Source organism: Streptomyces sp. NBC_00631, assembly GCF_045206895.1.
Taxonomy (GTDB): Bacteria; Actinomycetota; Actinomycetes; order Streptomycetales; family Streptomycetaceae; genus Streptomyces.
In genome coordinates, this window is the sequence record NZ_CP107734.1 from 2,127,659 (window position 1) to 2,153,979 (window position 26,321).

30 protein-coding genes are annotated in these 26,321 nt (G+C 71.9%); 13 read left to right on the forward strand and 17 right to left on the reverse strand.

All coding sequences use genetic code 11. The features are described 5' to 3' along the window. Positions 1 to 244: 244 nt before the first annotated feature. The gene (locus OHB00_RS09760; protein WP_406433287.1) at positions 245 to 856 is read right to left on the reverse strand and encodes a TetR/AcrR family transcriptional regulator; all 612 of its coding nucleotides are present in this window, start codon (positions 854 to 856) and stop codon (positions 245 to 247) included. Positions 857 to 950: 94 nt separating this feature from the next. Here OHB00_RS09760 and OHB00_RS09765 point away from each other — a divergent pair, with 94 nt between their 5' ends. Beyond that, entirely contained in the window at positions 951 to 1,514 is a 564-nt protein-coding gene (locus OHB00_RS09765; RefSeq protein ID WP_406433288.1) for an ester cyclase, read from the forward strand. 539 nt (positions 1,515 to 2,053) lie between these two features. Here the strand turns inward: OHB00_RS09765 and OHB00_RS09770 are convergent. Next, positions 2,054 to 2,347 (reverse strand): hypothetical protein, encoded by a 294-nt coding sequence (locus OHB00_RS09770; protein ID WP_406433290.1) that lies wholly within the window; start codon positions 2,345 to 2,347, stop codon positions 2,054 to 2,056. A gap of 400 nt (positions 2,348 to 2,747) precedes the next feature. Between OHB00_RS09770 and OHB00_RS09775 the strand changes: the two genes are divergently transcribed. Continuing rightward, positions 2,748 to 3,209: a nuclear transport factor 2 family protein gene (locus OHB00_RS09775; RefSeq protein WP_406433292.1), complete on the forward strand. Its 462-nt coding sequence runs from the start codon at positions 2,748 to 2,750 to the stop codon at positions 3,207 to 3,209. Between the two features lie 76 nt (positions 3,210 to 3,285). Beyond that, entirely contained in the window at positions 3,286 to 4,860 is a 1,575-nt protein-coding gene (gene lnt / locus OHB00_RS09780) for an apolipoprotein N-acyltransferase (RefSeq protein WP_406433294.1), read from the forward strand. On the opposite strand, the gene OHB00_RS09785 is transcribed toward lnt, so the two are convergent. Next, positions 4,778 to 5,689 carry a Gfo/Idh/MocA family protein gene (locus OHB00_RS09785; protein WP_406433296.1) on the reverse strand — a complete coding sequence of 304 codons (912 nt, stop codon included), beginning with the start codon at positions 5,687 to 5,689 and terminating at the stop codon, positions 4,778 to 4,780. The genes lnt and OHB00_RS09785 overlap by 83 nt on opposite strands. A 109-nt stretch (positions 5,690 to 5,798) precedes the next feature. Here OHB00_RS09785 and OHB00_RS09790 point away from each other — a divergent pair, with 109 nt between their 5' ends. Further along, on the forward strand, positions 5,799 to 6,311 hold the full coding sequence (locus tag OHB00_RS09790; RefSeq protein ID WP_406433298.1) for a DinB family protein: 513 nt from the start codon (positions 5,799 to 5,801) through the stop codon (positions 6,309 to 6,311). Between the two features lie 112 nt (positions 6,312 to 6,423). Then, on the forward strand, positions 6,424 to 6,897 hold the full coding sequence (locus tag OHB00_RS09795) for a hypothetical protein (RefSeq protein ID WP_406433300.1): 474 nt from the start codon (positions 6,424 to 6,426) through the stop codon (positions 6,895 to 6,897). A gap of 18 nt (positions 6,898 to 6,915) precedes the next feature. Here the strand turns inward: OHB00_RS09795 and OHB00_RS09800 are convergent, their stop codons facing one another. The 7 genes from OHB00_RS09800 to OHB00_RS09830 all read right to left on the reverse strand — a co-directional run bounded on the left by OHB00_RS09800 (position 6,916) and on the right by OHB00_RS09830 (position 13,111). Then, complete coding sequence (locus tag OHB00_RS09800) at positions 6,916 to 7,440, reverse strand: hypothetical protein (RefSeq protein WP_406433302.1); 525 nt, start codon at positions 7,438 to 7,440, stop codon at positions 6,916 to 6,918. A gap of 212 nt (positions 7,441 to 7,652) precedes the next feature. Further along, positions 7,653 to 8,339 (reverse strand): uracil-DNA glycosylase, encoded by a 687-nt coding sequence (gene ung, locus OHB00_RS09805; protein WP_406433304.1) that lies wholly within the window; start codon positions 8,337 to 8,339, stop codon positions 7,653 to 7,655. 93 nt (positions 8,340 to 8,432) lie between these two features. Continuing rightward, positions 8,433 to 10,007: an ABC transporter substrate-binding protein gene (locus tag OHB00_RS09810; RefSeq protein ID WP_406433306.1), complete on the reverse strand. Its 1,575-nt coding sequence runs from the start codon at positions 10,005 to 10,007 to the stop codon at positions 8,433 to 8,435. Between the two features lie 210 nt (positions 10,008 to 10,217). Beyond that, positions 10,218 to 10,979, reverse strand: coding sequence for an SDR family oxidoreductase (locus tag OHB00_RS09815; protein WP_406433308.1), 762 nt, complete (start codon positions 10,977 to 10,979; stop codon positions 10,218 to 10,220). 22 nt (positions 10,980 to 11,001) lie between these two features. After that, a complete protein-coding gene (fabG, locus tag OHB00_RS09820; protein ID WP_406433310.1) occupies positions 11,002 to 11,763 on the reverse strand; it encodes a 3-oxoacyl-ACP reductase FabG in 762 nt (253 codons plus the stop codon). Positions 11,764 to 11,900: 137 nt separating this feature from the next. Next, entirely contained in the window at positions 11,901 to 12,317 is a 417-nt protein-coding gene (locus tag OHB00_RS09825; protein ID WP_406445703.1) for a DUF3037 domain-containing protein, read from the reverse strand. 29 nt (positions 12,318 to 12,346) lie between these two features. Continuing rightward, a complete protein-coding gene (locus tag OHB00_RS09830; RefSeq protein WP_406433312.1) occupies positions 12,347 to 13,111 on the reverse strand; it encodes a HipA family kinase in 765 nt (254 codons plus the stop codon). A 203-nt stretch (positions 13,112 to 13,314) separates the two neighbouring features. Here OHB00_RS09830 and OHB00_RS09835 point away from each other — a divergent pair, with 203 nt between their 5' ends. Beyond that, positions 13,315 to 13,812, forward strand: coding sequence for a Rieske (2Fe-2S) protein (locus OHB00_RS09835; RefSeq protein WP_406433314.1), 498 nt, complete (start codon positions 13,315 to 13,317; stop codon positions 13,810 to 13,812). A 3-nt stretch (positions 13,813 to 13,815) separates the two neighbouring features. Here the strand turns inward: OHB00_RS09835 and OHB00_RS09840 are convergent, their stop codons facing one another. Beyond that, entirely contained in the window at positions 13,816 to 14,463 is a 648-nt protein-coding gene (locus OHB00_RS09840; protein ID WP_406433316.1) for a cysteine hydrolase, read from the reverse strand. A gap of 82 nt (positions 14,464 to 14,545) precedes the next feature. Between OHB00_RS09840 and OHB00_RS09845 the strand changes: the two genes are divergently transcribed. Next, complete coding sequence (locus tag OHB00_RS09845) at positions 14,546 to 15,013, forward strand: pyridoxamine 5'-phosphate oxidase family protein (protein ID WP_406433318.1); 468 nt, start codon at positions 14,546 to 14,548, stop codon at positions 15,011 to 15,013. A 6-nt stretch (positions 15,014 to 15,019) separates the two neighbouring features. On the opposite strand, the gene OHB00_RS09850 is transcribed toward OHB00_RS09845, so the two are convergent. Next, positions 15,020 to 15,922 carry a LysR family transcriptional regulator gene (locus OHB00_RS09850; protein ID WP_406433320.1) on the reverse strand — a complete coding sequence of 301 codons (903 nt, stop codon included), beginning with the start codon at positions 15,920 to 15,922 and terminating at the stop codon, positions 15,020 to 15,022. A gap of 74 nt (positions 15,923 to 15,996) precedes the next feature. Here OHB00_RS09850 and OHB00_RS09855 point away from each other — a divergent pair, with 74 nt between their 5' ends. Then, a complete protein-coding gene (locus OHB00_RS09855; protein WP_406433322.1) occupies positions 15,997 to 16,950 on the forward strand; it encodes a DMT family transporter in 954 nt (317 codons plus the stop codon). A gap of 81 nt (positions 16,951 to 17,031) precedes the next feature. Here OHB00_RS09855 and OHB00_RS09860 read toward each other — a convergent pair whose 3' ends face one another. Beyond that, entirely contained in the window at positions 17,032 to 18,363 is a 1,332-nt protein-coding gene (locus tag OHB00_RS09860; protein ID WP_406433324.1) for an aminotransferase class I/II-fold pyridoxal phosphate-dependent enzyme, read from the reverse strand. Positions 18,364 to 18,399: 36 nt separating this feature from the next. Between OHB00_RS09860 and OHB00_RS09865 the strand changes: the two genes are divergently transcribed. After that, positions 18,400 to 19,098 carry a pyridoxamine 5'-phosphate oxidase family protein gene (locus OHB00_RS09865; protein ID WP_406433326.1) on the forward strand — a complete coding sequence of 233 codons (699 nt, stop codon included), beginning with the start codon at positions 18,400 to 18,402 and terminating at the stop codon, positions 19,096 to 19,098. Between the two features lie 110 nt (positions 19,099 to 19,208). On the opposite strand, the gene OHB00_RS09870 is transcribed toward OHB00_RS09865, so the two are convergent. After that, a complete protein-coding gene (locus OHB00_RS09870; RefSeq protein WP_406433328.1) occupies positions 19,209 to 20,219 on the reverse strand; it encodes an EamA family transporter in 1,011 nt (336 codons plus the stop codon). Positions 20,220 to 20,229: 10 nt separating this feature from the next. Then, entirely contained in the window at positions 20,230 to 20,823 is a 594-nt protein-coding gene (locus OHB00_RS09875; RefSeq protein WP_406433330.1) for a Clp protease N-terminal domain-containing protein, read from the reverse strand. A 200-nt stretch (positions 20,824 to 21,023) separates the two neighbouring features. Between OHB00_RS09875 and OHB00_RS09880 the strand changes: the two genes are divergently transcribed. Then, a complete protein-coding gene (locus tag OHB00_RS09880) occupies positions 21,024 to 21,230 on the forward strand; it encodes a hypothetical protein (RefSeq protein WP_406433332.1) in 207 nt (68 codons plus the stop codon). 78 nt (positions 21,231 to 21,308) lie between these two features. Beyond that, positions 21,309 to 21,737 carry an SRPBCC family protein gene (locus tag OHB00_RS09885; RefSeq protein ID WP_089105600.1) on the forward strand — a complete coding sequence of 143 codons (429 nt, stop codon included), beginning with the start codon at positions 21,309 to 21,311 and terminating at the stop codon, positions 21,735 to 21,737. 82 nt (positions 21,738 to 21,819) lie between these two features. Here the strand turns inward: OHB00_RS09885 and OHB00_RS09890 are convergent, their stop codons facing one another. Continuing rightward, a complete protein-coding gene (locus OHB00_RS09890) occupies positions 21,820 to 22,449 on the reverse strand; it encodes a PadR family transcriptional regulator (RefSeq protein WP_406433335.1) in 630 nt (209 codons plus the stop codon). A gap of 142 nt (positions 22,450 to 22,591) precedes the next feature. On the opposite strand from OHB00_RS09890, the gene argG reads away from it, so the two are divergent. Next, positions 22,592 to 24,040, forward strand: coding sequence for an argininosuccinate synthase (gene argG / locus OHB00_RS09895; RefSeq protein WP_406433337.1), 1,449 nt, complete (start codon positions 22,592 to 22,594; stop codon positions 24,038 to 24,040). 673 nt (positions 24,041 to 24,713) lie between these two features. After that, positions 24,714 to 25,526 carry a PhzF family phenazine biosynthesis protein gene (locus OHB00_RS09900; RefSeq protein WP_406433339.1) on the forward strand — a complete coding sequence of 271 codons (813 nt, stop codon included), beginning with the start codon at positions 24,714 to 24,716 and terminating at the stop codon, positions 25,524 to 25,526. Here OHB00_RS09900 and OHB00_RS09905 read toward each other — a convergent pair. Beyond that, complete coding sequence (locus tag OHB00_RS09905) at positions 25,516 to 26,316, reverse strand: CPBP family intramembrane glutamic endopeptidase (RefSeq protein WP_406433341.1); 801 nt, start codon at positions 26,314 to 26,316, stop codon at positions 25,516 to 25,518. The genes OHB00_RS09900 and OHB00_RS09905 overlap by 11 nt on opposite strands. Between the last annotated feature and the right edge of the window lie 5 nt (positions 26,317 to 26,321).

Below are 26,321 nucleotides of genomic sequence, written 5' to 3' on the forward strand. Positions count from 1 at the left end.
TAGCGGATGCCCGGCCGTGCCGGCATCAGTCCAGCGGTCGACCCGGTGCGTCCGGCGGGCCGCCCGGACGCGCTCGGCGGCGGCACAGGCCCCGTGCTCCCCGGTGCGCAGGCAGCCGGCGGGCCCGGCGTCGTCGCACTCGCGGGGGATGTCGGCGCGTCCGTCGGCTCAGGCCCTCCGCCCCCGTCCCCACGCTTCGGCGCTCGCCGCGCCTTCGCCCCTCGGCCCTCGCCTCGCGAGGGCGTCAGCGAAGGGCGGCGAGCGCCGTGCGGTAGAGGGCCTCCTCAGCGTGGTCCCAGGTCCAGCCGCTCTCCACGACGAGGGCGCGCCAGCCGGCGGGACCGAAGCAGTGCCAGAGCAGGCCCGCCGTGTCCTCCACCGAGTGCGCGGGCGGCGCAGGCAGGACGTGCAGATGGCGGGCTGCGGTGTGCAGTGCGTCCCGGTAGTCGGCGGTGGCCCGCTCCCACAGGGCCTCGCCGTCCTCGTGGACCGGCAGCGCCTTGCGGATCGCCTCGTGCACGGTGAACTGGCTCTCGTTGCCCACCCGGGTGCCATGGGCCAGGAGACGCAGAACCGACTCCGGGCTCCGCTCGGCGAGCAGCGCCTCCATCGCCCGCGCGTAACCGGAGGCGTTCACGCCCTCGTCGACGACGCGGTTCAGGATGTCGCTCTTGCTCCCGACGCTCGTGAAGACGGTCTTGGAGGCCACGCCCGCCGCCGCGGCGATGTCGGCGACGGTCACCCGTCCGTAGCCACGCTCGGCGAACAGCCGCGTCGCGTGGCTCAGGATCAGCTCACGTGTCCGTGCGGCAGCCTGCTCACGTAGCGGAGAGACGTAGGAGCGCTTCGACGGCATGATCGCATTCTATCGCGACGAATTCATTAGGCGTGCTATAACCTCAATTACGGTCATCACCGCGATCGCAGGGCCGACGAGAGGCAGCAGCACCATGGGAATGGAACCCACCGAACTGGCCCACGGACTCTTCCGAGTCCTGGAGACGGGTGATCCCGCACTGGCCGCCGAGGTGGTCCACGAGGACTTCCGCAACCGCGAGGCGGCCGTGGCACCCGCGGCCTGCGCGATGCCCGGCCCGGCCGGCGTCCTCGCGTCGGGGGCCTGGATGCGCTCCGCCTTCAGCGACCTGGGCTTCCCGGTCCTGGGCACCGCGCTCGGCGAGGACGCGATCTGGGTGCGGCTGCGTATGCGGGGCCGCCACACCGGTCCCTTCGTCCGCTACCGCGACGGCGCGCTCGACCAAGCCGTACCCCCTACCGGACGCGAGATCGACTTCGAGCAGTTCCATGTGCTCGGCCTGCGGGACGGAAAGGTGGTCCACCACGAGGCCGTACGCGACGACATCACGATGCTCGGCCAGCTCGGTGTCTTTCCCCCAGCGCCGCCCACGGCACTGCGCATGGTCGCCTGGCGGCTGACCGGTCGGGCGGGCCGCGCCGCCGCCCGTACGACCGCCGAGGCCGCCGCCGCTGCGGCGGCTGTGCTGCACGGCTGAGGTCCCGGCAGCGGCTGGGCCCGCCGCATCCGTCTCCGGCCCCGGGCGGCCACGCCCGGTGGCCACAGCAGCCCCGGCGACGTCCCGCGGCCCGTCGTGGAGTTCGGCCGCCACCGGGGTCAGTGGCGGGGTTCGTGCGCGCCGCCACCGCGAACTCCGGCCACACCGCGGTCCCGTCGGCGCGCTCGGCGAAGGCGATGTGGCTCACGGCATGGTGATCCGGGGGTCGGTACGGACGGCCGCGGCCTGATCAGAGCACCGCAAGTGATTTCTCTATACGCCGCGATGCGCCTTTGTGCGTGATCCACCTGCTCAGGGTCTCCAGCTCCGTCCGTGCTGTCCGGTCCCCGATCAGAGCCAGGGCGACAATGCCCGCCTCAGCCACCTGAGGGGCGCGGGGAGCGTCTCCGGACCGATGGCCCAGGGAGGTCTCGACGAGGCCGGCGAGGGCATGGACGACGTCCGGCCGAGGCGGAAGGAGGAAAGCATCCAGGCGAGTCCACGCAGCACGTGGGAGTGGTAGGGGTCGAAGTACGCGTTCACATCGGCTGGAAGGTGCGGACGGCCGAGGAGCGGGAGGGTCCGGCCAGCTCGGCCAGTCTGAACCATCTCAGAACTGCCCGCCGCGTCTCCTCCGGGCCTACGGCGTCCAGCAGGGCCGATCCGGTGCGTCTCCACTTCGCCGATGGTGCGTCGGCCGTCGCGGGGGCCGCATGCTCCAGCAGCCGCTGCCACGGCTCCCCAGCGGTGGTCGCTTCCTTCAGAGCGGCGTCGGCCCACGGTTCACCGGGGTTGAGCACCGGACCGGGGAAACGAGCCAACAGGTTACGCATTCCGGGTTCCGCGCCGTTCGCGGCAGCCTGCGTGCGACGGAAACCCGGCAGGTTCACCGCCGCACCTGTGCGCCGGAAGGCGGCCAGGACAGCGGGCTGAAGCTCGGCGGTGTATGGGCCCGTTGGTACGCCCACCGTCGCCTCCGGAGTCAGGCCGCCGTCGGTACCGCTCTCCTGAGCTTCGAGAAGTTCGTCCCCCGTCCTTGACCACCCAGCGTCCAAGCGCCGCCATCGGGCCCTCGACCAGGCTCTGCCCCAGGTTCGTCAGGGCATGGTCCACGCGCGGTGGCGCCTTGACCGGCCGTTCACCTGCCCTGGGCCGGGGGTACTTCCGTTCGAACACCTCCGAATATGGCCCGTGCCCCTTGGCTCCGTCCGCCCCGTGCCCAACACTGACCCGATGACGCAGCGTGTGGAGCTCGCGACCGTGATGGACCGGCTGGCCGTGGACGAGTTGGTCACCGAGTACGCGGCCGCCGTCGACGACGGTGACTGGACGGCGTACCGGAGGCTGTTCACGGCGGACGGGCGGGCCGACTACCGCTCCGCCGGCGGAATCGAGGGCGATGCCGGGCAGGTGTCCGGGTGGCTCGCGGAGAATCTGACCCTCTTCTCGATGCGGCAGCATCTGATCGTCAACCGCCGGGTGCGGTTCGGGAATCTGGACCACGACACCGGCGACACCGCCCACCTGCGGGCCGACTACGTCAACCCCATGCGCTTCGCCGGCGGCGACGGCGCCTCCACCGCCCCGGACTTCGTGTGCGGCGGCCGCTACTCCTTCGCGTTCCTGCGCACCGGGGACGGCTGGCGGCTGCGCGAGGTGGTCGTCGAGGAGAGGTGGCGCAGGCTGCCCGCCTGAGCCCGCGCCCATGCCCCCTGTCGGAGATCCCGTCCGGTCCCGCACACTGGAAGGACCCGCAGGCAGGAGGCGATGGATGAGGACCGTCGAGCGCTGGCTCACCTCCCCGTGGCGGCGTTCCTGCGTCGGGGCGCTGGCGGGCGCCCTGCCGGTGCTGGCCTTTCCGGCGCCGTCGCTGTGGTGGTTCGCCTATGTCGCGCTGGTCCCGTGGCTGTTGCTGGCGCGCTCGGCGCCGACCGGACGGCGGGCGGCGTACGACGGCTGGTGCGGCGGGTTCGGGTTCATGGTCGCCGTGCACCACTGGCTGCTGCCGAGCCTGCACGTCTTCATCTTCCTGATCGCCGGCCTGCTGAGCGTGTTCTGGGCGCCCTGGGGCTGGGTGACGCGCCGGCTGCTGGGCGGGGTGCCGTCGCCGGGTCGGGCCGCGGTGGCGGTGCTGGTGCTGCCGTCGGGCTGGCTGATGGTGGAGCTGGTGCGGTCCTGGCAGGGGCTCGGCGGGCCGTGGGGCATGCTCGGCGCGACCCAGTGGCAGGTGACGCCGGCGCTGCGGCTGGCCTCGGTGGGCGGGGTGTGGCTGCTGAGCTTCCTGGTGGTGGCCGTCAATGTCGCGGTCACCGTGCTCTTGTCCGTGCGGGAGGCACGGGTGCCCGCGGTGGCCTCGCTGGTGGCCACGGCCGCCGCCACCTCCGCGGCCTGGGTGTGGTCACCCCGCCCGGACGTCGACGGTCACGTCCGGATCGCCGTCGTACAGCCGGGCATCGTCGACGGCACCGACAGCGGCGACCGGCGGTTCGACAGGGAGGAGCAGCTGACCCGGCAGCTGGTGGGGCAGCATCCGGATCTGATCGTCTGGGGCGAGAGCAGTGTCGGGTACGACCTCGGGGACCGCCCCGATCTGGCCCGGCGGATCGCCGCCCTCTCCCGGGAGACCGGCGCGGACATCCTGGTCAACGTCGACGCCCGGCGCTCCGACCGGCCCGGCATCTACAAGAGTTCCATCCTGGTGGGCGCCGACGGCCCGACCGGCGACCGGTACGACAAGATGCGCCTTGTTCCGTTCGGCGAGTACATACCGGCCCGTTCCCTGCTCGGCTGGGCCACCTCGGTCGGCAAGGCGGCCGGCGAGGACCGGCGGCGCGGCACCGAGCAGGTGGTGATGAACGTCGGCCACGGCCTGCGGGTCGGCCCGATGGTCTGCTTCGAGACGGCGTTCCCCGACATGAGCCGGCATCTCGCGCAGGACGGCGCGCAGGTGCTGATCGGCCAGTCGTCGACCTCGTCCTTCCAGGACAGCTGGGCGCCCGAGCAGCACGCCTCGCTGGCCGCCCTGCGGGCCGCCGAGACCGGCCGGACCATGGTGCACGCCACCCTGACCGGGGTCTCCGCCGTCTATGGACCGGGCGGCGAGCGCATCGGTCCCTGGCTCGGCACCGACGCGAGCACCGCGCGCGTCTACGAGGTGCCGATCGCCCGCGGAGTCACCCCGTTCGTGCGGTACGGCGACTGGCCGGTGGACGGCGCGCTGCTGGTGCTTGCGGCCTGGTGCCTGGCCGAGGGGCTGCGGACGGTCAGGCTGCGCCGGGGTGCCGCCGAACCTCTCGTACCACCCGCTCGCACAGTTCATGAGTCGCCAGTGCGTCCCGGGCGCTGAGCACCTTCCCGGCGCGGACGGCGTCGAGGAAGGCGAGGACGGCCTGTTCGATGCCGCGCTGCCGGGCGACCGGCACCCAGTCGCCGCGCCGCCGGACCGTCGGCTGGCCCTTGTGGTCGATCACCTCGGCGAGGTTGAGGACCTGGCGCTTGGTGTCCTGCCCGGAGACCTCCAGGATCTCCTCCGCCGAGCCGCTGAGCCTGTTCATCACGCCGAGCGCGGTGAAGCCGTCCCCGGCGAGCTGGAGCACCACGTGGTGCAGCAGGCCGTCGGCCAGCCGGGCCCGGACGGTCACGTCCTCGACCGGGCCGGGGGCGAGGAAGCGCAGGGTGTCGACGACGTGGATGAAGTCGTCGAGGATCATGGCGCGGGGTTCCTCGGGGAGCCCGATGCGGTTCTTCTGCATCAGGATCAGGTCGCGGGGGTGGTCGGCGCACTGCACGTAGCCCGGCGCGTAACGGCGGTTGAAGCCGACGAACAGCGACACGTTCCGCGCCTCGGCGAGCGTCACAAGGCGCGCGGAGTCTTCGAGTCCGTAGGCGAGAGGCTTGTCGACGTACGTCGGTACGCCCGCCTCCAGCAGCCGGGTGACGATCTCCGGGTGGGCGACGGTGGCCGCGTGCACGAAGGCGGCGTCGAGGTCCTGGGCGAGGAGGCCGTCGAGGGTCGCGTGCCGGCGGCCGGCGGGCAGGTGGAGGCTGTCGGCGACCCGGTCGAGGGTGGCGGGGGTGCGCGTCTGGAGGTGGAGTTCGAGCCCCGGCTGGGTGGCCAGCACCGGCAGATAGGCCTTCTGCGCGATGTCGCCGAGCCCGATGCAGCCGACCTTCACTGACACTCCCCCAGCCGTTGCCTGTAGCGGTTGCCCACGTGTACCTGAGCGGAAGCATACGGGCGATAATCCGTGGTGGGATCGGCCGGAGTGGGTCAGGATGCCGGGCATGACGACCGAACGCCGCATACCCGCAGTCGACGCCGGTGACCGCGCCATGCTGGAGGGTTGGCTGGAGTTCCACCGGCAGACCCTCGCGGTGAAGTGCGAGGGCCTGACCGACGCCCAGCTCAGGACCGCCTCCGTGGAGCCGTCCCCGCTGTCCCTGATGGGGCTGGTGCGGCACATGGCCGACGTGGAGCGGTCCTGGTACCGCAGGGTCCTCACCGGCGAGGAGGCGCCGGCGCTCTACTGGAGCGACACGGACCCGGACGGCGACTTCCACCTGGGCGAGGCGGACACCTGGCAGGAGGCGTACACGGCCTGGCAGGCCGAGATCGAGGCCGCCCGGCAGGCCGCGGCCGGCTTCGGTCTGGACGACCTCTCCAAGGGCCGCCACCGCCGCACCGGGAAACAGATCAGCCTGCGCTGGATCCACACCCACATGATCGAGGAGTACGCCCGGCACAACGGCCACGCCGACCTGATCCGGGAGCGGATCGACGGCGCGACCGGCGACTGACGTCAGCCTCGCACCCGCTCGCCCCCCGTACGGGGCACGAGATCACCCGTGCGGGGCACCAAAGTCCTGTCGCCGGTGTCAACCCCCGCGCCGACCCAGCAGAGTTGCGCGGGTGCATCGAACGACGACCACCGCAGCGCTCCTGGTCACCGTGACCGTCTCGGCCCTCTCCGGCTGTGTGACGGTCCAGCGCCCGGCGGCGCCCGGACCGCCTCCGGGTACGGCACCCTCGCTGCCGTCGGTGCCCCGCCCGGACGGCAGCGCCGACCCGAGGGTGGTGCAGGCGCCGGTCAAGGAGGCCCTGGAGATGGTCGGCCCGTCCCGTCCGGCCCACCGGGCCGTACCGGCCGCCCCGCACGCCCCCGTGCCCGCTCCCCCGGCTCACCACCGCCCCCCGGCTGCCCCGCACGCCGCCCCTCAGCACCGCCACCCGGCACACCGGTCGGGCAGCCCGCAGGCCGGCCTCCCGGGCCTCTCCCACTCCGTCCCGAAGGCCCCGGACGTGTGCGCCCTCGGCAAGCAGTACGGCGGCTGGGCCGCGGACAGCCCACAGGCCCGGATCTGCGAGCAGACGTACGAGCGTTGAGACGCCGTCGGCGCGGCCCTACCTGGGTCGCTGCCGCGGCGGGCCCCAGGAGTCGGCGCCCGGGTCGCCGTCGTCCCCGAGCCGCAGTTCCAGGCGGCTGATCGCGGCCCGGACCCCCTTGCCGTACCCGTCGTCGCCGAGCGCGGTGGCCGCGCCGCGGGCCCGGTGCAGATGGCTGCGGGCGGCCTCGGTGCGGCCGAGCTTCACGTAGTCGGCGGCGAGGTTCAGGTGCAGGGAGGGGTAGAAGCCGCGCAGCCCCACCGCTCCCTCCGCTTCCTCCGCCGCCTCGTCCGCCGCCTCGTCCGCCGCCGACAACGCCCGCAGATCCCATGCGAGTTCGTCGGACGGGTCGTCCTGGGTGTCGGCCAGGTAGTGGGCCAGGGTGCAGCGGTGCAGCGGCGCGCCGTGCTCGCCGATCTCCGCCCACAGGTCGAGCAGGCGCCGGCGGGCCTCCTCACGGTCCCCGGCGTGGTGCAGCATCACGACCTGCCCGATCCGCGTGAGCACGGCATCGGGTGCCGTACGCTCCTGTCGCTCCGCCACGGGGCCCTCCGGGCTGTAAGCCGTTGTGTGGTGCCGACGGTAAACGGCGCCGTCAGTTTTTCTTGTCAGGCGGCGCCGTTGGACCGCGGGTCCGGTGGTCGGCTTGCCGGCCGGTGGGGGTTGATCGCGCCCGCGCGGCGGAGCCGCACATCGGCACAGCCCCGCGCCCCCAGGGGGTTGCCCCTCGGTCGGCTTCGCATCCTCTGTACCGCTCAGCCCAGGTCCGGGATCCGCCAGTCGATCGCCTCGTGGCCCTGCGCCGCCACCGCCTCGTTGATCTTGGTGAAGGGGCGGGTGCCGAAGAACTTGGTGGCCGAGAGCGGGGACGGGTGCGCGCTCTGGATCACCACGTGCCGGGTCTCGTCGATCAGCCGGAGCTTCTTCTGCGCGTAGCCGCCCCAGAGGACGAAGACCGCCGGGTCGGGCCGCTCGGCCACCGCGCGGATCACCGCGTCCGTGAACTTCTCCCAGCCCTTGTTCTTGTGCGAGTTGGCCTCACCGGCGCGGACCGTGAGGACCGCGTTGAGCAGTAGCACGCCCTGCTGGGCCCACGGCATCAGGTAGCCGTTGTCCGGCACGGACTCCCAGCCCAGTTCCTCGCGCATCTCCTTGTAGATGTTCCGCAAGGACGGCGGGATCCGCACCCCCGGGCGGACGGAGAAGCACAGCCCGTGGCCCTGGCCCTCGCCGTGGTACGGGTCCTGGCCGAGGATGAACACCTTCACCTGGTCGTAAGGGGTCGCCTCCAGCGCGGCGAAGACCTGCTCGCGCGGCGGGTAGACGGGGCCCTTCGCCCGCTCCTCCTCGACGAACTCGGTCAGCTCCTTGAAGTAGGGCTGCTGGAGTTCGCCGCCCAGAACCCCGCGCCAGGACTCGGGCAGCATGGCGATGTCGGTCACGTCAACGTCCTCACGAATTGCGGTCACTTGCAGATCCTGCTGATACCGGAAAACCTACAGGCGACCACTGACAACCGGTGCCGGACGGCCGTTTCACCAGCTGGTCTTGCGGTGCAGCTCCCACATCATCATGATCGTGGACGGGTCGAGCGCCTTCTCGCCGCCGGAGATGTCGTCGCTGGCCGCGACGTACTGCCGTCCCTGCCACAGCGGGATCAGCCGGGCGTCGTTGACGAGGATCTGCTGGGCCTCCTCGAACTCCTTGACGACCTCGCCGCGGTCGCTCTCGCTGCGCGACTCGGGCAGCAGCTTGCCGGTGATCACGGGTGACGGGTAGGGCGTGCCGAGGGCGTTCTGCTCGCCGACGAAGGGGGCGATGAAGTTGTCGGCGTCGGGGAAGTCCGGGAACCAGCCGCGGCCGAACACCGGGTACTCGCCCTTCTGGTAACCGAGGACGTAGCTCTTCCAGGGGCGGCTTCTGAGGGTGATGGTGAACAGCCCGGAGTCGTCCAGCTGCTGCTTGAGCTCCTGGAACATCTGGCCGGTCTCGGAGCCGTAGCGGTCGGTGGTGTACCAGAAGGTGAGCGGGACGCGGTGGGTGATACCGGCGTCGGCGAGGATCTTGTGGGCCTTGGAGGTGCTGGGGTCGCCGTAGTCGTCGAAGAAACCGGTGGTGTGGCCGGTCAGGCCCGCCGGCACCATGGAGTACAGCGGGTCGACGGTGTCCTTGTAGACCGTGTGGGCGATCGCGGCGCGGTCGACGAGCTGGGCGACGGCCCTGCGCACGGCGGGCAGCTTGGCCCACGGGTCCTCGGGGTTGAACACCAGGTAGCTGATGTCGGTGCCGGTGCCGTCGATCAGCTGCAGGTCGGTGCTGCTGTGCGCCTCCAGGGCGACGATGTCGGAGGCGGCGAGGCCGCGGTAGGTGACGTCGATGCCCCCGGACCTGAGGGCCTTGACCATGGTGGCCGAGTCCTGGAAGTAGCGGATGGTCACCGCGTCGTTCTGCCGGTCGGCGAAGCCCTGGTAGCTGTCGTTGCGGACCAGCTCGGCCTGCTTGCCGTCGTCGTAGGACTTCAGGGTGTACGGCCCGGAGCCGTGCACGGACTCGTCCTTGCGCAGCGAGTGGGCGGGATAGTCGTCGGGGTCGACGATCGACATGGCCGGGGTGGCCAGCACGAACGGGAAGGTGGCGTCGGCCTTGTTGAGGTGGAAGACCACCTGGCGCTCGCCGATCGCCTGCACCCGGTCCAGGCTGCCGAGCAGTCCGGCCGGGCCGCTGGGCGCGTTGATGGTCCGGATCCGGTCGATGGAGTACTTGACGGCCGCGGCGTCGAGCTTGTCGCCGTCGGCGAACTTCAGGCCGGAGCGCAGTTCGCAGCGGTAGGTGCGGTCGCCGGAGTCCGTGAAGGCGCAGTCGTGCGCGGCGTCGGGCTGGGGGGTGGTGGCGCCGTCGGGGTAGGCGAGCAGCGTCTGGTAGACGTTCCGGAACAGCTCCCAGGAGCCGTCCCACGATCCCGCGGGGTCGAGGGTGCTGGGTGCGCTGGTCGTACCGACGACGATCGGCCCGCTGTTGCCCGTGCTGCCGGTGAGGACGCCGCACCCGGCCACCAGGGATACGGACGCGACCGCGGCGACTCTTCGCAGGCCTCGGTTCCGGTTGAACACGCGCACTCCTCGATCCGCCATACCAGGGGTCGGCGGCAGACCATACCGCAGCGTTGCGCGCCTTGAAGCACCCCGGAAACACGGGCGTTGATCGAATGTGCTATGACGACGTTGTCATGTGACTGTGCGGATCCCGCACGGCCGTCCGGGCGCCGTTTTCCTCACATGTGCGGCACATATCTGTGACGAAAACGACGCCCGGACGGTCCGTCAGGCCATGCCGGCGTTCAGGAAGACGCCGCCGTCGACGACAAGCGTCTGGCCGGTGATCCAGTCGGACTGCTCCGAGGTGAGGAACGCGGCGGCGCCGCCGATGTCGGAGGGCACGCCGAGCCGCTTGAGCGGGTAGGCCCCGGCGGCCTCCGCCTCCCGGCCCTCGTACAGGGCCTCCGCGAACTTGGTCTTGACGACCGCGGGGGCGATCGCGTTGACCCGGACGCCGGGAGCGAACTCGTGCGCCAGCTGCTGGGTCAGGTTGATCATCGCGGCTTTGCTGATGCCGTACACGCCGATGAACGGCGAGGCCGACAGCCCGGCGACGGAGGCGATGTTGACGATGGCGCCGCCGTTCTCCTTCTGCCAGGCGTGCCAGGTCTTCTGGGCGAAGCCGAGGGCCGAGATCACGTTGGTCTCGAACACCTTGCGGGCGACGTCCAGGTCGACGTCGGCGATCGGGCCGAACACCGGGTTGGTACCGGCGTTGTTGATCAGGTGGTCGACGCGGCCGAAGGCCGCCATGGTGCGCTCGACGACCTCGCTCTGGTGGGCCAGGTCGTGCGCCTTGCCTGCGATGCCGATGACACGCTCGGAGCCGAGGCTCTCCACGGCCTCCTTGAGGGCGTCCTCGTTGCGGCCGGTGATGGCGACGCGGTCGCCGCGGGCGATCAGCGCCTCGGCGATGCCGTATCCGATGCCGCGGCTCGCGCCGGTGATGATGGCGACCTTGCCGGACAGCTCGGGCAGTTCAGTCATGTCGGTGTTCCCCAGTGATCTTCTAGTCGAGCGGTCCGCCGGCCACGTACAGCACCTGGCCGGAGACGAAGCCGGCGGCCTCGTTCGTGAAGAAGGCGATGGCGTTGGCGATGTCCTCGGGCTCGCCGACGCGCTGCACCGGGATCTGGGTGGCCGCGGCGGCCTTGAACTCCTCGAAGCCCATCTTGACGCGCTCGGCGGTGGCCTTGGTCATCTCGGTGGCGATGAAGCCGGGGGCGACCGCGTTGGCGGTGATGCCGAACTTGCCGAGCTCGATGGCGAGGGTCTTGGTGAAGCCCTGCAGACCGGCCTTGGCGGCGGAGTAGTTGGCCTGGCCGCGGTTGCCGAGTGCCGAGGAGGAGGACAGGTTGACGACCCGGCCCCAGCCCGCCTCGACCATGTGCTGCTGGACGGCCTTGGTCATCAGGAAGGAGCCGCGCAGGTGCACGTTGAGGACCGTGTCCCAGTCGGACGCGGACATCTTGAACAGCAGGTTGTCGCGGAGCACGCCGGCGTTGTTGACCAGGATGGTCGGGGCGCCCAGCTCCTCGACGACCCGCGCGATGGCGGCGGTGACCTGGGCCTCGTCGGAGACGTCGGCGCCGACCGCGATCGCCTTGCCGCCGGCCGCGGTGATCTTCTCGACGGTGTCCTTGCAGGCGGCCTCGTCGAGGTCGACCACGGCGACCGCGCGGCCCTCGGCGGCCAGTCGTACGGCGGTGGCGGCGCCGATGCCGCGTGCGGCACCGGTGACGACGGCTACCCGCTGCTCAGTGCTGGACATTGCTGTTTCTCCTCGCCCTTGAGAACACCTGATCGAGAACCCGGCCGGATAGTGAGCGACCGCTTAGTACCTTCGACAGACGTGACGCTAGAAGCCATGGCACGCGGTGTCAACGTCACACCGCGCGGTGTGATCCATTACCTCACCAGGAGGTCCAGCAACCGCTCCGTCTCGGCGGCCGGGTCGAGGGTGAGCCCGGTGTGCACGGGCCCCGGCTGTACGACGGCGGAGCGGGGCGCGACCAGCCAGCGGAAGCGCCGCCCCGGGTCGTCACCGGCCGCGAGCCCCGCCGCCGCCCCACCGGCGCAGATCCCCTCCACCGCCCCGAGCGCGGCCCGCACCCCGGCCACGTCCGCGTCCGGGTCCAGGGCCAGCAGCCGCGCCTCGTCGAGATGGGTGCGGGCACCGACGTACGCCTTGGCCCGGCAGTACACGATCACACCGGCGTTGATGCACTCGCCGCGCTCCACGCGGGGTACGACGCGCAGCAGGGCGTACTCGAAGACGTCACGGTCACCACCCTGACCGGTCCGGGTGATGTGGCGCTCGGTCATGTGCCCGGCCACGTTGATGTGGGTCTCGCTCACCTGGTCCCCTCGATGCCGGTGATGCGCTCGTGGATGACGGCGGCCCGGGCGAGCAGCGGCCGCGCGTAGGTGCGCCGCAGGTCGTCGGGCGTGTCGAAGCCCGGCTCGGCGGCGAGCCACACGTCCGGGATTTCGGCGGTGACCTCGGCGAGCAGGTCCTCGGTGACCAGGGGCGCCAACTCCGCGGCGGCCGCCCGCACATCGGGGGCGAACCCGCCGAGCGCGTGGTCGGAGGCGTCGTACGGACGCGCGGCGGACGCCTCGGCCGACGGCCAGTTGTGCTGCCAGATCATGGTGGCGCCGTGGTCGATGAGCCACAGGTCGCCGCGGTGCATCAGCAGGTTGGGGTTGCGCCAGGAGCGGTCGACGTTGTTGACCAGCGCGTCGAACCAGACGATCCGCCCGGCCTCCTCGGGGCTCACCGCGAAGGCGAGCGGGTCGAAGCCGAGGGCACCGGAGAGGAAGTCCATGCCGAGGTTGGTGCCGCCGCTGCCCCGCAGCAGGTCCTGCACCTGCTGCTCGGGTTCGCCGAGCCCCAGCACCGGATCCAGTTCGACGGTGACCAGCCGGGGCATCCGGAACCCGAGCCGGCGGGCGAGCTCGCCGGAGACGACCTCGGCGACCAGCGTCTTGCGACCCTGCCCCGCGCCCGTGAACTTCAGGACATACGTACCGAAGTCGTCACCCTCGACGAGCCCCGGCAGCGAGCCGCCCTCACGCAGGGGCGTGATGTAGCGCGTCGCGGTGACTTCCTTGAGCATCGCCCCAGGTTACTGGGGATCCGGCGACGGCCCGGCCACCGGCCCGCCCCGGTCCGTCCAGGTCGACAGCGAACCGACAGCGCCGTTTTACCGAAGCCTCATGTCCAGGGGGCCACTATCTGGATGCCGTCTGAACAGGTGGTGCCCGAAGACCGTACCCCTGGACAGATCAACGAGTAGCTTCGCGGAAGGGAACCCCTCACATGACCAGCGCACCGCTCAACCCCTCGGCCACCCCGGCTCGCCGCGCCATCATGGCGGCGGCCGGAGCGGCGGGGCTCGCCGCCGCGCTGACCGCCTGCGGATCGTCCGACGACTCGTCGGGCACGACCACCACGAACAGCAACACGGGCGCCGGCTCCACCACCCAGGACAGCAACGGCTCGACCGGCGGCTCCTCCGCGGCGGCCGGCGGCACCGCGCTCGCCAAGACCACGGACATCCCCGAGGGCGGCGGCACGATCTACAAGGACCAGGCCGTGGTCGTCACCCAGCCGGCGTCGGGCACGTACAAGGCGTTCTCGACGAAGTGCCCGCACGCCGGCTGCGCGGTGACCAGCATCGCCAACGGCGAGATCGTCTGCCCCTGCCACGGCAGCAAGTTCGCCATAGCGGACGGCAGTGTGAAGCAGGGCCCCGCGACCACGGGTCTGACGGCGGCCAACATCACGGTCTCCGGCGACCAGATCTCGCTGGCCTGATCCTCAGGATCGCCGGCGCGGCCGTCCGAGGCACCTGAGCACCTCGTCCGTGGTCGCGACCGTGGCGACCAACGCGAGGGTGTTGCGGACCATCGCGGGGGTGTACTCGGAGGGCACTCCCGCGATGGCGTCGGCCGGGACGACGACCGTGTAGCCCCGGTTGACCGCGTCGAACACGGCGTTCGGGACGGCCACGTTGGCCGAGACACCGGTGACGACGAGGGTGCGGCAGCCGAGGTTGCGCAGCAGCGGGTCGACGTCGGTGCCCTCGATCGGCGAGAGACCGTGCAGCCGTCGTACGACGAGGTCCTCCGCCGAGACCTCGATGGGGGGCGCGACGCGGACCGCCGTGGTGCCGGAGAGCTGCTGGACGGGCAGCCGTTCGGCGGCGCGGAACAGACGGGCGTTGCGGTTCGCGCCCCGGCCGTCCGGGCGGCGTTCGGCGACCGCGTGGATCACCTGGACACCGGTGCCGTGTGCGGCGGCGACAAGGCGGGCGATGTTGTCGAGAGCTCCCGACGACCGTGCCTCACGGGCGAGTTCGGGCAGCGCGCCGTCCGGGCCCACCACGCCCTGCTGGCACTCCACGGTGAGCAGGACCGTGCTCACGGGGTCGAGGAGTTCCGCGAGCCGTTCGTACGACGACGGCATTGACGCCCCCTTCCGCCTTGGTGCGGGGCGGGCGACACTAACCGCCATCGCGCGGGAACGGAAGAAGACAAGAGGGGGCCGCATGACCGACACTCAGCGCCGGGGCCGGAAGATCATGATGACGTCCGGCGAGCTGGACGAGTTCCTCACCACACAGCGCACCTGCCGGGTCGCGACCGTCTCGGCGTCCGGCGCCCCGCACGTGAGCGCCCTCTGGTTCGCCTGGGACGGCAGGTCGCTGTGGCTCTACTCGGTGGTGCGCAGCCAGCGTTGGAAGGACCTCAGCCGCGACCCGCGCGTGGCGGTCGTGGTCGACTCCGGTGAGGAGTACGACCAGTTGCGCGGCGTCGAGCTGAGAGGGACCGTCGAGTTCGTGGGCGAGGTCCCGCGCACCGGTGAACTGGTCGCCGAACTCGACTACATCGAGACGGTTTTCGCCCGCAAGAACTTCGGTCTGGACGAGATGCCGCACGACGGCCGGCACGCCTGGGCGCGGCTCACCCCGACGAAGATCGCCTCCTGGGACTTCCGCAAGCTCGGCTCGGCGTAAGGCGGTTCAGGCGACCTCCGCGGCCGCGCCGCGCAGGGCCTGCACCGCCGCCCGGATCGAGGGGCGGCGGTCGGCGTCCGCCCGCCAGACGACGTACACATGGCGGCGCACCCGCTGCTTCAGCGGCACCATGACCACGCCCTCCGGCACCGGGTGGCGGCCCAGCAGCGGGGCGATGCAGACCCCCAACCCGGCGGCGACCAGGTTGAGTTGGGTGTGTGTCTCGGCCGCGCGGTGCCCCACGATGGGCTCGATGCCACGCGAGCGCAGCGTGAACATCAGCCATTCGTGGCAGAACTCGCCCTCGCCCCAGGTGATCCACTCGTCCTCGGCGAACTCCCCGAGGTCGACCTCGTCGCGGTCGGCGAGCCGGTGCCCGACCGGCAGCGCCACCTCGGCGGGGTCGTCCAGCAGAGGCGCCTTGACCAGCCCGTCGGGTACGGGCATCGGCTTGTTGTACCAGTCCAGGACGACGGCGAGATCGAGGTCGCTGCGGACGACGCCTGCGATGCCGTTCTCCGGTTCCAGTTCGCTGGAGCGGACGCGCAGCGCCGGGTGCCGGGCGCGCAGGGCGGCCAGTGCGTTCGGGAACAGGCCGCGGGCGGCCGTCGGGAACGCGGACAGCCGGAGCTCGCCGACGACCTGGCCCCGGTGCGCCTCCAGGTCGGACTGGGCCAGCTCGACCTGGGAGAGGATCCGGGCCGCGTGCTCGGCGAGCAGCCGCCCGGCGTCGGTGAGCCGGATGCCCCGGCCGTTCTTCGCGAGGAGCTGCTGGTCCACCTCGCGCTCCAGCTTGCCCATCTGCTGGGACACCGCCGACGTCGTCACGTGCAGGGCCTCGGCGGCGCCACTGACCGAGCCGTGCCGCGCGAGGGCGTCCAGGGTGCGCAGGCGCTCCAGATTCAACATGTAAGCGATTCTAAGAGGTACCCGCCGGGAAATCTCGATTGTGCTAAGGCATCGGCTCCCGCAAGGTGGACGTCATGACCACCGTGACCACCGCCGCGACCAGCGAGCCGGCGCTTGCCGCCGGCTCTTCCCTCCCCCGCCTCGACTGGCGTGTGCGCTTCGGCGCGCTGTCGCTGATCTGGGGCTTCAGCTTCCTCCTGATCAAGGTGGGGACGGAGGGCTACGCACCGTTCCAGGTCACTCTCGGCCGCCTGGTGTTCGGTACGGCGGTCCTGGCGGCGGCGATGACCGTGAAGCGGCAGCGGCTGCCGGGCGGGGCCCGCACCTGGGGGCATCTGGCGGTCGCCGCGTTCCTGCTCAACGCCCTGCCCTTCGCCCTCTTCGCCTACGCGGAGCAGACGATTCCGTCCACGCTGGCGGGCATCTGCAACGCGACCTCGCCGCTGTGGGGGATGGTCCTGTCGCTGGTGGCCCTGTCGGAGGACCGGCCGACGAGGGTTCGGCTCGCCGGACTCGGCCTGGGGTTCATCGGTGTGCTGACCGTGCTGGGGGCCTGGGAGGGGTTCCACGGCCTGGACTTCTCGGGGACCGCGAGGGCACTGCTGGCTTCGCTGAGCTATCCGATCGGGTGGATCTACGTCCGGCGGACGCTGGCCGGGACGGGTGACTCGCATCTGGCGATGACGGGAGCGCAGCTGTTGCTGGCGACGGTCCAACTGGCCGTGGTGACACCGTTGTTCACATCCGTCCCGGCGCACTTCGCCCTGGTCCCGCTGCTGGCGATCGCCGCGCTGGGCGCGCTGGGGACAGGGCTGGCGGTGCTCCTGCAGTACGGGCTGGTGGCGGAGGTGGGGCCGACCACCGCCCAGATGGTCACGTACTTCATCCCGGTCATCGCCGCCGCGGCGGGGGTCGCGGTGCTGGGCGAGTCGCTGCGGTGGAGCACTCCGGTGGGCGCCCTGATCGTCATCGCGGGTGCCGCACTCACTCAGATGAGGTCCAAGGGGAGTGCCTCCCCGCGCCCCTGAAGGGGCGCGGGGAACTGCGCGACCAGCCACGATGGCGCCGCAGAGGAAGGCCGGTCCGTCGCCGCGCCTCGAGCAGGGCGCTCAAGCCTGGATCCGGCCCCCCTTCGCCGGTGTCACCGCTCTCGCCACCGCCGCCGCCAGCGGACCGGCCTCCTCGGGGGTCAGCGTCGAGACGGTGACGCGGATCCCCGGCGGGGTCGACAACCGGTAGCGCGCCCCCGGGGCCACCGCCCACCCCTCGTGCAGGAGCCGGGACACCGCGCCGGTCTCGTCCGGAACCGGGACCCACAGGTTCATGCCGCTGCGGCCGTGAGCCTCGACGCCGTGCCCGGCGAGCGCGTCGGCGAGGAGTTCACGGCGGGCCCGGTACGCCGCCGCCACCTCGGGGCCGTTCACCGCGCCGTCGGCCCACATCCGGACCACCGTGCGCTGCAGCAGCCGGCTCACCCAGCCCGGGCCCAGGCGCTGGCGCCCCCGCACCCGGTCGACCGTGACCTCGTCACCGGTCAGGGTGGCCAGGCGCAGGTCGGGGCCGTAGGCCTTGGCCACCGAGCGGACGAAGGCCCAGTGGCGGGTGACGCCCGCCAGGGGGTGCAGGGGGAGGTCGACGATGCCGTGGCCGTGGTCGTCCTCGACCAGCAGGGTGTGCGGGTGAGCGCGCAGGACGGACCGCAGGGCACGCGCGCGTGCGGCGCCCACCGCGGCGCCGGTGGGGTTGTGCGCCCGGGCCGTGACGATCAGGGCGCGCGCTCCGGACTCCAGCGCCCGGCGCAGGGCGTCGGCACGCGGCCCCTCGTCGTCGACGGCCACCGGGACGGTGCGCAGCCCGAGCGCCGGGATCAGGTCGAGGGTGCGGCCCCAGCCCGGGTCCTCGACGGCGACCGCGTCGCCGGGCTTGAGGTGGGCCAGCAGGACGCGTTCGGCGGCGTCCAGGGATCCCGAGGTGACGGTGAGCAGCCCGTCGGGCACGCCGTCGGCGGCCAGCTCGGCGCGCGCCATCCGCTCCAGGTCCGGTTCGACGGGGTCGGCGCCGTAGAGGACCGGGGCGCGGTCGCACTCGGCCGCCACCGCCGCCAGTACCGGCGCCAGGGCGGGGAGCAGCGCGGGGTCGGGGTTGCCGGAGGACAGGTCGCGCACCCCGGCCGGGACGTCGGGGAGCTGGTCCCGCCCGGTGGTGGCCGGCTTCGGCCGGACTCGGCTGCCCCGCCGGCCGGCGGTCTCGATGACCCCGCGCTCGCGCAGGGTGCGGTACGCGGCCGCGACCGTGTTGGGATTCACCCCGAGTCTGCTCGCCAACTCCCGCATCGGGGGCAGCAGTTGCCCCGGCTCCAGCCCTCCGGAACCCACCGCGCGCTCGACGCTGGCCGCAATCTCCGCTGCGCCGCGCCCTTCGATCCGATATTCTCCTAGCACAAAGCAGATTATGCACTAGTGCAATGGAGGAACGCAATGGAGACAGCCGTGCAGGGGACCGTGCCGGCCCAGCCCGCCCAGTCCGCGGCCTATGCGAAGACCGACCGCACCGTTCCCACCCGCTCCGCCGAGCGGGCGTCGTACGACAGGGAACTGGTGCACGCCATCCTCGACGAGGGCTACCTGTGCCACCTCGGCTTCGTGCGCGACGGTGCGCCGGTGGTGCTGCCGACGCTGTACGGCCGGGTCGGCGAGGTCCTGTACCTGCACGGCTCGACGGGCTCGCGTCCGCTGCGGATGACCGGCCAGGCCGACCCCGGACTCGCGGTGTGCGTGACGGTCACCCATGTCGACGGCCTCGTGCTGGCCCGCTCGGCCTTCCACCACTCGGTCAACTACCGCTCCGTGGTGGTGCACGGCATCGCCCACCAGGTCACCGACCCCGAGGAGAAGTACCGCGCGCTGGACGCGCTGGTCGACCACGTGGTGCCGGGCCGGGCCGCCGACTCCCGCCCCGCCAACAAGAAGGAGCTGGCCGCGACCGCGGTGATCCGCCTCGACCTGAACGAGGTCTCCGCCAAGACCCGCGCGGGCGGCGCGAACGACGAGCCGGAGGACCTGGACCTCCCGCACTGGGCGGGCGTGCTGCCGTTGCGCAAGGGGTACGACGCGCCGATCGCGAACGGGGACCTGGCGGCGGACGTCACGGTGCCGCCGTACCTGAAGAGCGTCTGATTCGGCGTTCCGGCAAGGGAAGCGCCCCGAAAGGGGCGCGGGGCTGTATCTGAGGTGCGGCTCCGCCGCCTGGGCGCGACCAGCCGCAGCGAACCGGCAGCCGGCAACGCTCAGACAGCCGGCTCCCGTACCACACCCTCATGACGTGCCAAGGGCTCAGCCGAGCCCTTGGCGGGCGCAGACGACTGCGCGATGAACGCCCCGGCGAGCACCACCGCCCCGCCCACCACCTGCGGCGCCGACAGATGTTCCCCCAGCAGCACCCAGGCCAGCACCGTCGCCACTACCGCTTCAAGGCAGGCCACGACCCCCGCCACCTGCGGAGACAGCCGCCGTACCGACAGCACCCCGGTGATGTAGGCGACGACGGTCGCCACCAGCACGATCCAGGCCAGCAACGCAGCCGCCGGCACCGCGGCCCCGTCCATCCGCGCGGAGCCGCCCAGCACCGACCAGTCCAGCTCCCACGGCCGGGCCACCACGGTGAGCAGGCCGGCCCCGACCAGCAGCCCGTACGCGATCACCCCCAGCGGGTCCGCCCCCTCGGCCCCGCCGTGGTCGGCGAGCACGAAGTACCCCACCTGGCAGCACGCCGCCCCGAGCGCCAGCACCAGCCCCAGCGCGTCGAACCGCAGCCCCGACCAGACCTCCACCACGCAGGCGAGGCCGCCTGCCGCCAGGACGACACCGAGCGCGGCGGCGCGGGTGACCGGCCGCCGCTGCACGAACCGGACCCAGCCGAGCACCAGCGCCGGAGCGAGGTACTCCACGAGCAGCGCGACGCCCACCGGTATCCGGGATATCGCAACGAAGTAGCAGGCCTGGACGCCAGCCACGGCCAGCAGGCCGAACCCGGCGAGCAGCGCCGGCCGGCGGCGCGGCAGGTCGCGGTGGCGGACGGCGAGCGGGAGCATCACCAGGGCGGCGCCCGTCACCCGCAGCCACACCACGTCCAGCGGCGCGAGCCCGGCCTCGATCAGGGGCTTGGCGGCGACGCCGGAGCCGCCGAAGGCGAGCGCCGACCCGAGGGCGAGGGAGAGCCCGAGGCCCTTTCCATGGCTGTTGTCCGTGGTGTGCACCGGGACATGATGCCAGCGGGCGACATGAGCGTCACCCTCCATGACTCCTGTCTCAACGGCTGGACGTGCGACCCTCGGCCTCGGTGTCCGGGACCGCCCCCAGGGCCCCGACCGCTCCGTCCCCGTCTATCCGCACGGCCAGCTCACGGGCGGCCACGCCCGCGCGCTCCAGCACCTCCACGGCCCGGGACTCGGGATCGAGGACCAGGCCGGCGAGCAGGTCGATGCCGTCGGAGCGGGCGGCGCCACGGTGCCGGGCGCGGACGCGCGCGTACTCCAGGGCGGCCGCGGCCACCGGCGACCGGGCGCCGTCGCCCCTGCCCTCGGCGTGCGGGAGGGCCGGCAGCGCGCCGGAGTCCTCGACCCCGCCCTGCCAGCGCAGGCCGTAGCCGATACTGCGCTGCACGAGGTAGCCGAGCAGGCGCGCGAGTTGCGGCGCGTCACCGATGGCGGCGCGCACCTCGGGGTCGTACTCGATCAGCGAGTGCAGCAGATGGGCGGTGTCGACCTGGCGGTCCCCGTCCCGTACGGCCCGGCGGCGGGCACCGGCGACCACCGCTGCCAGCTCCGCACCGAGCCCGGCATCGTCGTCCGCGTGGATACTGCCCTGGTCCTGGGCGGGCTGGCGGGGGATACGGGGTTGCACTCCCCTACCTCATCAATCCCGGGGGCCGGAGTCATCGGCGGGGGGAAGCATTTTCGCGTCCCACGCAGAGTGGACACCGATGGCCGGAATCTCCTCCTTACGGATGAGATCAGACCGATTCCGGCCACCGGGGCGCGCGTCGTCTTGCCGGGCGCCCCTCAGGCAACCGTCGCGCACCGGCCGTACGTCTCCCCCCTGACGTGGAGAGCGGGTGCTGTTGCCGGCTGGTCGCCCTGCCCGCGGCCGACGGCAGGCAGTACGCGCACCGGGCGTACGCCCCGCCGGACGCACTGCTCGCGGACCTGTTCCGGGGCGCCTGGCACTGCCACGACGAGAGCGCGTTCCCGCGCGCGTGGGACCTGTTCGGCGCGGCACTGGTACAGCGGGTGGGTCCGCACATTTCCTGACGGTTCATCAGTATTGAATGTTCGAGGCCCTGCGGCTACGTTCCGCGACACCGTAGCCAGACACGAAGGGGTGGCCCGATGGCCGAAGTCAGCGCGGAGGCACGCATCCAGGCACCGGCCGAGAAGGTGTGGGCACAGCTCACCGACTGGTCGGCGTACGGCGAGTGGAACGCGACCCACACCAACTTTCCCAAGGGCGGCCCCGAGACCCTGGCGGTGGGCGGCACCTTCCAGGAGAACATGAAGCTGATGGGCTTCCCTGCGGAGGTCGAGTGGACCATCGAGGAGCTGGAGCCGGCGCGGGTGCTGGCGATCCGCGGCAAGGGCCCGATGGCCGTGACCGTCGCCACGCGGTACACGCTGACCCCGGACGGGGACGCGACCGGGGTGCGGATCGACGGGGAGTTCACGGGCGCGGCCGTGTCGCTGATGGCGGGCAAGCTCAAGGACTCGGCGACGGCGGCCCTGAACGAGTCGCTGCGCAAGCTGGGCGGACTGGTGGCCTGAGCCGCCCCGCGCCGCGGACACGCAGGCGCCCCGCGGACAGTTCCGCGGGGCGCCCGGTGGCGCACCTCGCACCCGACAAGGGTCAGTCCTCGTCGGCGAGGATGAGGTACAGCTTCTTGCGGGTCTCGTTGATGACGGCCAGCGCCTTGTCGCGCTGCTCCTTGCTGCCGGTCTTCCAGACCTGCCCGAAGGCCTCCATCAGGCCGAAGCCGGCCTGGCGGATCTCGCCCAGGGCCTCGAAGTCGACCCCGCGGGAAGCCTCTTCCCAGGGGGCGTCCGGCCCCGCGTCGGCGGCCGCGCGGCCGCTGTCGGTGAGGGAGAACAGCTTCTTGCCGCCCTCGCTCGCGCTGGCGATCAGGCCCTCGTCCTCCAGCAGCTGGAGGGTGGGGTAGACCGAGCCGGGGCTCGGCTTCCACGCACCGCCGCTGCGCTCGGCGATCTCCTGGATCATCTCGTAACCGTGCATCGGCCGGTCCTTCAGCAGGGCCAGGATCGAGGCCCGTACGTCACCGCGCCGCGCCCTCCCCCTGGGACCACCGCGCCCTCGCGGCCCCCAGGGCCCCGGTCCGAAACCGGGCCCACCGGGGCCGAAGCTGGGGCCGCCCGGACCGAAGGGCCCGAACGCCGCACGGCGCCCGTCACGCCCACCGAAGCCGCCCCGGCCGTGCGGGCGGTCCTGTCCATGTCCACGCTCGAATCCATGGGAACGCATGGCAATCACTCCATCCATCATTGATCTGTCGCGTACCGTTCGCGATGGCTCAACGATATATCGGAAGCATTCGAATGACAAGCCCCGAACGCCCGCCAGCAGGGGCATTGCATGACCATGCGGTCTCATGCATAATCTTCCTATGTCCAAGGTCCTCACCTCCCTTCCCGCCGGCGAGCGCGTCGGCATCGCCTTCTCCGGCGGGCTCGACACCTCGGTCGCGGTCGCGTGGATGCGCGACAAGGGCGCCGTCCCGTGCACCTACACCGCCGACATCGGCCAGTACGACGAGCCCGACATCGCCTCGGTGCCCGGCCGTGCGCAGACCTACGGTGCCGAGATCGCGCGCCTCGTCGACTGCAAGGCCGCGCTGGTCGAGGAGGGCCTGGCCGCGCTGACCTGCGGCGCGTTCCACATCCGCTCGGGCGGGCGGGCGTACTTCAACACCACCCCGCTGGGCCGTGCCGTCACCGGCACGCTGCTGGTGCGGGCCATGCTGGAGGACGACGTCCAGATCTGGGGCGACGGGTCGACCTTCAAGGGCAACGACATCGAGCGGTTCTACCGGTACGGGCTGCTCGCCAACCCGCACCTTCGGATCTACAAGCCGTGGCTGGACGCGGACTTCGTGACCGAGCTCGGTGGCCGCAAGGAGATGTCCGAGTGGCTGGTCGTCCACGGGCTCCCCTACCGGGACAGCACCGAGAAGGCGTACTCCACCGACGCCAACATCTGGGGCGCCACGCACGAGGCGAAGACCCTGGAGCACCTCGACAACGGCATCGAGACCGTCGAGCCGATCATGGGCGTACGGTTCTGGGACCCCGAGGTCGAGATCCTGCCCGAGGACGTGACGATCGGTTTCGACCAGGGCCGGCCGGTCACCATCAACGGCAAGGACTTCGAGACCGCCGTCGAGCTGGTCATGGAGGCCAACGCGATCGGCGGCCGGCACGGGCTCGGCATGTCCGACCAGATCGAGAACCGGATCATCGAGGCCAAGAGCCGCGGGATCTACGAGGCGCCGGGCATGGCGCTGCTGCACGCGGCCTACGAGCGGCTGGTCAACGCGATCCACAACGAGGACACGGTCGCGCAGTACCACAACGAGGGGCGCCGGCTCGGTCGGCTCATGTACGAGGGCCGGTGGCTGGACCCGCAGGCGCTGATGATCCGCGAGTCGCTGCAGCGGTGGGTCGGCGCGGCGGTCACCGGCGAGGTGACCCTCCGCCTGCGGCGCGGCGAGGACTACTCCATCCTCGACACGACGGGCCCCGCCTTCAGCTACCACCCCGACAAGCTGTCGATGGAGCGCACCGAGGACGCCGCGTTCGGTCCGGTCGACCGGATCGGCCAGCTCACCATGCGCAACCTCGACATCGCCGACTCCCGCGCGAAGCTGGAGCAGTACGCGGGGCTCGGTCTCATCGGCGCCGCGAACCCGGCGATCGGTGCGGCGCAGGCGGCCGCGACGGGCCTCATCGGCTCCCTGCCCAAGGGCGGCGCCGAGGCCATCGCCTCCCGCGGCGAGGCCGCGCCGGACGCCGACGAGCTTCTCGACCGGGCCGCGATGGAACTGGGCACGGACTGAGCGTGCCGCTCAGGAGGGCCGACCCGCCTGCGGGGTCGGCCCTTTTGCCACGGCGGTCACGGACCTGCCCACCCCGGGACGCTTGCAGTCGGATGGTGAGTGCAGCACCATCGTGGCTCGCCGCGCAGTTCCCCTCGCCCCTGACGGGCGCGCCCTCGCGGCTCGCGATCCCAGGATCCGTGCGGCACCGTCGTGGCCAGTCGCGCAGTTCCCCTCGCCCCTTCGGGGGCGCTGACGCCCCACTCCCCCATCCCGCCGGCGCGGCGAAGCCGTACACCGACACAGCCGCCCGCCCCGGACGGGCGCGCCCTCGCGGCTCGCGATCCCAGGATCCGTGCGGCACCGTCGTGGCCAGTCGCGCAGTTCCCCGCGCCCCTTAGGGGGCGCTGACGCCCCACTCCCCCATCCCGTCGCCGCGGCGAAGCCGCACACCGACACAGCCGCCCGCCCCGAGCGGGGGCATCGCCAGTCCCCCGTCCCTCGGGCGTCCTCGCGCTCCGAACCCTCTGCGTCCTCTCTCCCGACTGCCGCCAGGAACTCACGGCCCTTTCCGCTGGTCGCCGCAACGGCCCCGGTGCGGTTGCGGCGGTGTCGCGTCCAGATGTGGGAACGAGGCCAGTCGTGCGGGATTGGCCTTGGGCGGGTGGTGCGGCCGCGGTCTAGCGTCTGGGGCATGCGGATTCGAATCGTCGATGCCTTTGCCGAGCGGGCCTTTGCCGGGAATCCGGCCGGGGTCGTGTTGCTGGACGGCTTTCCCGATGACGGGTGGATGCAGAACGTCGCCATGGAGGTGAACCACGCCGAGACCGCGTTCGCGCACCCTCTGCCCGAGGGCGGGGAGGCGGACTGGGCGTTGCGGTGGTTCACGCCGGTGACGGAGGTGGCGATGTGTGGGCATGCCACGCTGGCCACCGCCCATGTGATGAGCACCACGGGGGCGCACACGGGGCCCGTGCGGTTCGCGACCCGCAGCGGGGTGCTGGTCGCTTCACCGGGCCCGGACGGGACGGTCACCCTCGACTTCCCCACCGCACCGCTGACCCGGGTGGAGGCGCCCGAGGGGGTGGCGGAGGCACTCGGGGCCGAGCCCGTCGCCGCCTTCGACACCGGGGCGAACGTCGGCGATCTGCTGCTGGAGCTCGCGGACGAGAAGACCGTGCTGGGACTGTCGCCCGATCACAGGGCCCTCGGCGCCTACTCCGCGCGCGGGATCATCGCGACGGCCCGCGCCGACGACCCGGAGCGCGGGTACGACTACGTGTCCCGGTGTTTCTTCCCGAACGTCGGGATCGACGAGGACCCGGTCACCGGGAGTGCGCACACCGCTCTGGCACCGCACTGGTCCGGCCGGCTCGGCACCGCCGACCTGAGGGGGTTCCAGGCGTCCCGGCGCGGCGGACTCGTGCGCACCTCGCTGCGCGGTGGCCGCACCCTGCTGAGCGGACGCGCGGTCACCGTCATCGACGGCGAGCTGCTCACGCCGTAGGCAGCCAGCCCACCTTGCCGGCCAGCAGCGCGTAGCCCACGAACGCGCCGATGTCGAGCAGGGAATGCGCCACCACCAGGGGACCGACCCGGCCCCACCGCCGGTACAGGTAGACGAAGACGACGCCCATCACCATGTTGCCGACGAAGCCGCCGATCCCCTGGTAGAGGTGGTACGAACCGCGCAGTACGGAACTGGCCACCAGGGCGGTCCCCGCGCTCCAGCCCAACTGGTCCAGCCGGCGCAGCAGATAGCCGACGACGATGACCTCTTCGAGGATCGCGTTCTGCATCGCGGAGAGGATCAGCACGGGATACTTCCACCACACGCCGGGCAGTGCCTCGGGTACCACCGTGAGGTTGAAGCCGAGGCCGCGCGCGGCCAGGTAGAAGGCGATTCCGGTGCTGCCGATCACCGCCGCTACGCCGGCGCCGCGCCCGAGGTCGGGCCAGGGGCGGGTGCGGTCGAAGCCGAGCGTGCGCAGGCTCGAACCCTCACGGAGAAGCAGGTGGGCGACGAGGGCGACGGGGACGAGCGCCGTCGCGATACCGAAGAGCTGCCAGGCGAGATCCAGCCAGGGGCGGCCCGGCGCGGCCGACGCGTTGAGGGTCGCCGCCTGGTCCTTGAGGCCACCCGGTTTGGTGACCGATCCGACAAAGCTGATCAGTGCGGACACTCCGCTCGCACCGAGCGAAAGCCCCAGAACGAGCAGCGTCTCGTCCCTGAACATGCGCTGCGAGGGCCGCTCCAGTGGGTACGTATCGGCCACCTGGTCCGCCTCCACCTGCACTCCTG

Excerpts from the sequence above, each read along its gene's own strand:
- OHB00_RS09825 (WP_406445703.1), bottom strand. The coding sequence starts at position 12,317 with ATGACCGAGCGCCACATCACCCGGACCGGTCAGGGTGGTGACCGTGAC.
- OHB00_RS09845 (WP_406433318.1), top strand. The coding sequence starts at position 14,546 with ATGACCGACACTCAGCGCCGGGGCCGGAAGATCATGATGACGTCCGGC.
- OHB00_RS09900 (WP_406433339.1), top strand. The coding sequence starts at position 24,714 with ATGCGGATTCGAATCGTCGATGCCTTTGCCGAGCGGGCCTTTGCCGGG.
- OHB00_RS09770 (WP_406433290.1), bottom strand. The coding sequence starts at position 2,347 with ATGCGTAACCTGTTGGCTCGTTTCCCCGGTCCGGTGCTCAACCCCGGT.
- OHB00_RS09760 (WP_406433287.1), bottom strand. The coding sequence starts at position 856 with ATGCCGTCGAAGCGCTCCTACGTCTCTCCGCTACGTGAGCAGGCTGCC.
- OHB00_RS09890 (WP_406433335.1), bottom strand. The coding sequence starts at position 22,449 with ATGCGTTCCCATGGATTCGAGCGTGGACATGGACAGGACCGCCCGCAC.
- argG (WP_406433337.1), top strand. The coding sequence starts at position 22,592 with ATGTCCAAGGTCCTCACCTCCCTTCCCGCCGGCGAGCGCGTCGGCATC.
- OHB00_RS09775 (WP_406433292.1), top strand. The coding sequence starts at position 2,748 with ATGACGCAGCGTGTGGAGCTCGCGACCGTGATGGACCGGCTGGCCGTG.
- OHB00_RS09765 (WP_406433288.1), top strand. The coding sequence starts at position 951 with ATGGGAATGGAACCCACCGAACTGGCCCACGGACTCTTCCGAGTCCTG.
- OHB00_RS09835 (WP_406433314.1), top strand. The coding sequence starts at position 13,315 with ATGACCAGCGCACCGCTCAACCCCTCGGCCACCCCGGCTCGCCGCGCC.
- OHB00_RS09815 (WP_406433308.1), bottom strand. The coding sequence starts at position 10,979 with ATGACTGAACTGCCCGAGCTGTCCGGCAAGGTCGCCATCATCACCGGC.
- OHB00_RS09885 (WP_089105600.1), top strand. The coding sequence starts at position 21,309 with ATGGCCGAAGTCAGCGCGGAGGCACGCATCCAGGCACCGGCCGAGAAG.
- OHB00_RS09855 (WP_406433322.1), top strand. The coding sequence starts at position 15,997 with ATGACCACCGTGACCACCGCCGCGACCAGCGAGCCGGCGCTTGCCGCC.
- lnt (WP_406433294.1), top strand. The coding sequence starts at position 3,286 with ATGAGGACCGTCGAGCGCTGGCTCACCTCCCCGTGGCGGCGTTCCTGC.
- OHB00_RS09830 (WP_406433312.1), bottom strand. The coding sequence starts at position 13,111 with ATGCTCAAGGAAGTCACCGCGACGCGCTACATCACGCCCCTGCGTGAG.
- fabG (WP_406433310.1), bottom strand. The coding sequence starts at position 11,763 with ATGTCCAGCACTGAGCAGCGGGTAGCCGTCGTCACCGGTGCCGCACGC.
- OHB00_RS09870 (WP_406433328.1), bottom strand. The coding sequence starts at position 20,219 with ATGGAGGGTGACGCTCATGTCGCCCGCTGGCATCATGTCCCGGTGCAC.
- OHB00_RS09790 (WP_406433298.1), top strand. The coding sequence starts at position 5,799 with ATGACGACCGAACGCCGCATACCCGCAGTCGACGCCGGTGACCGCGCC.
- OHB00_RS09865 (WP_406433326.1), top strand. The coding sequence starts at position 18,400 with ATGGAGACAGCCGTGCAGGGGACCGTGCCGGCCCAGCCCGCCCAGTCC.
- OHB00_RS09850 (WP_406433320.1), bottom strand. The coding sequence starts at position 15,922 with ATGTTGAATCTGGAGCGCCTGCGCACCCTGGACGCCCTCGCGCGGCAC.
- OHB00_RS09840 (WP_406433316.1), bottom strand. The coding sequence starts at position 14,463 with ATGCCGTCGTCGTACGAACGGCTCGCGGAACTCCTCGACCCCGTGAGC.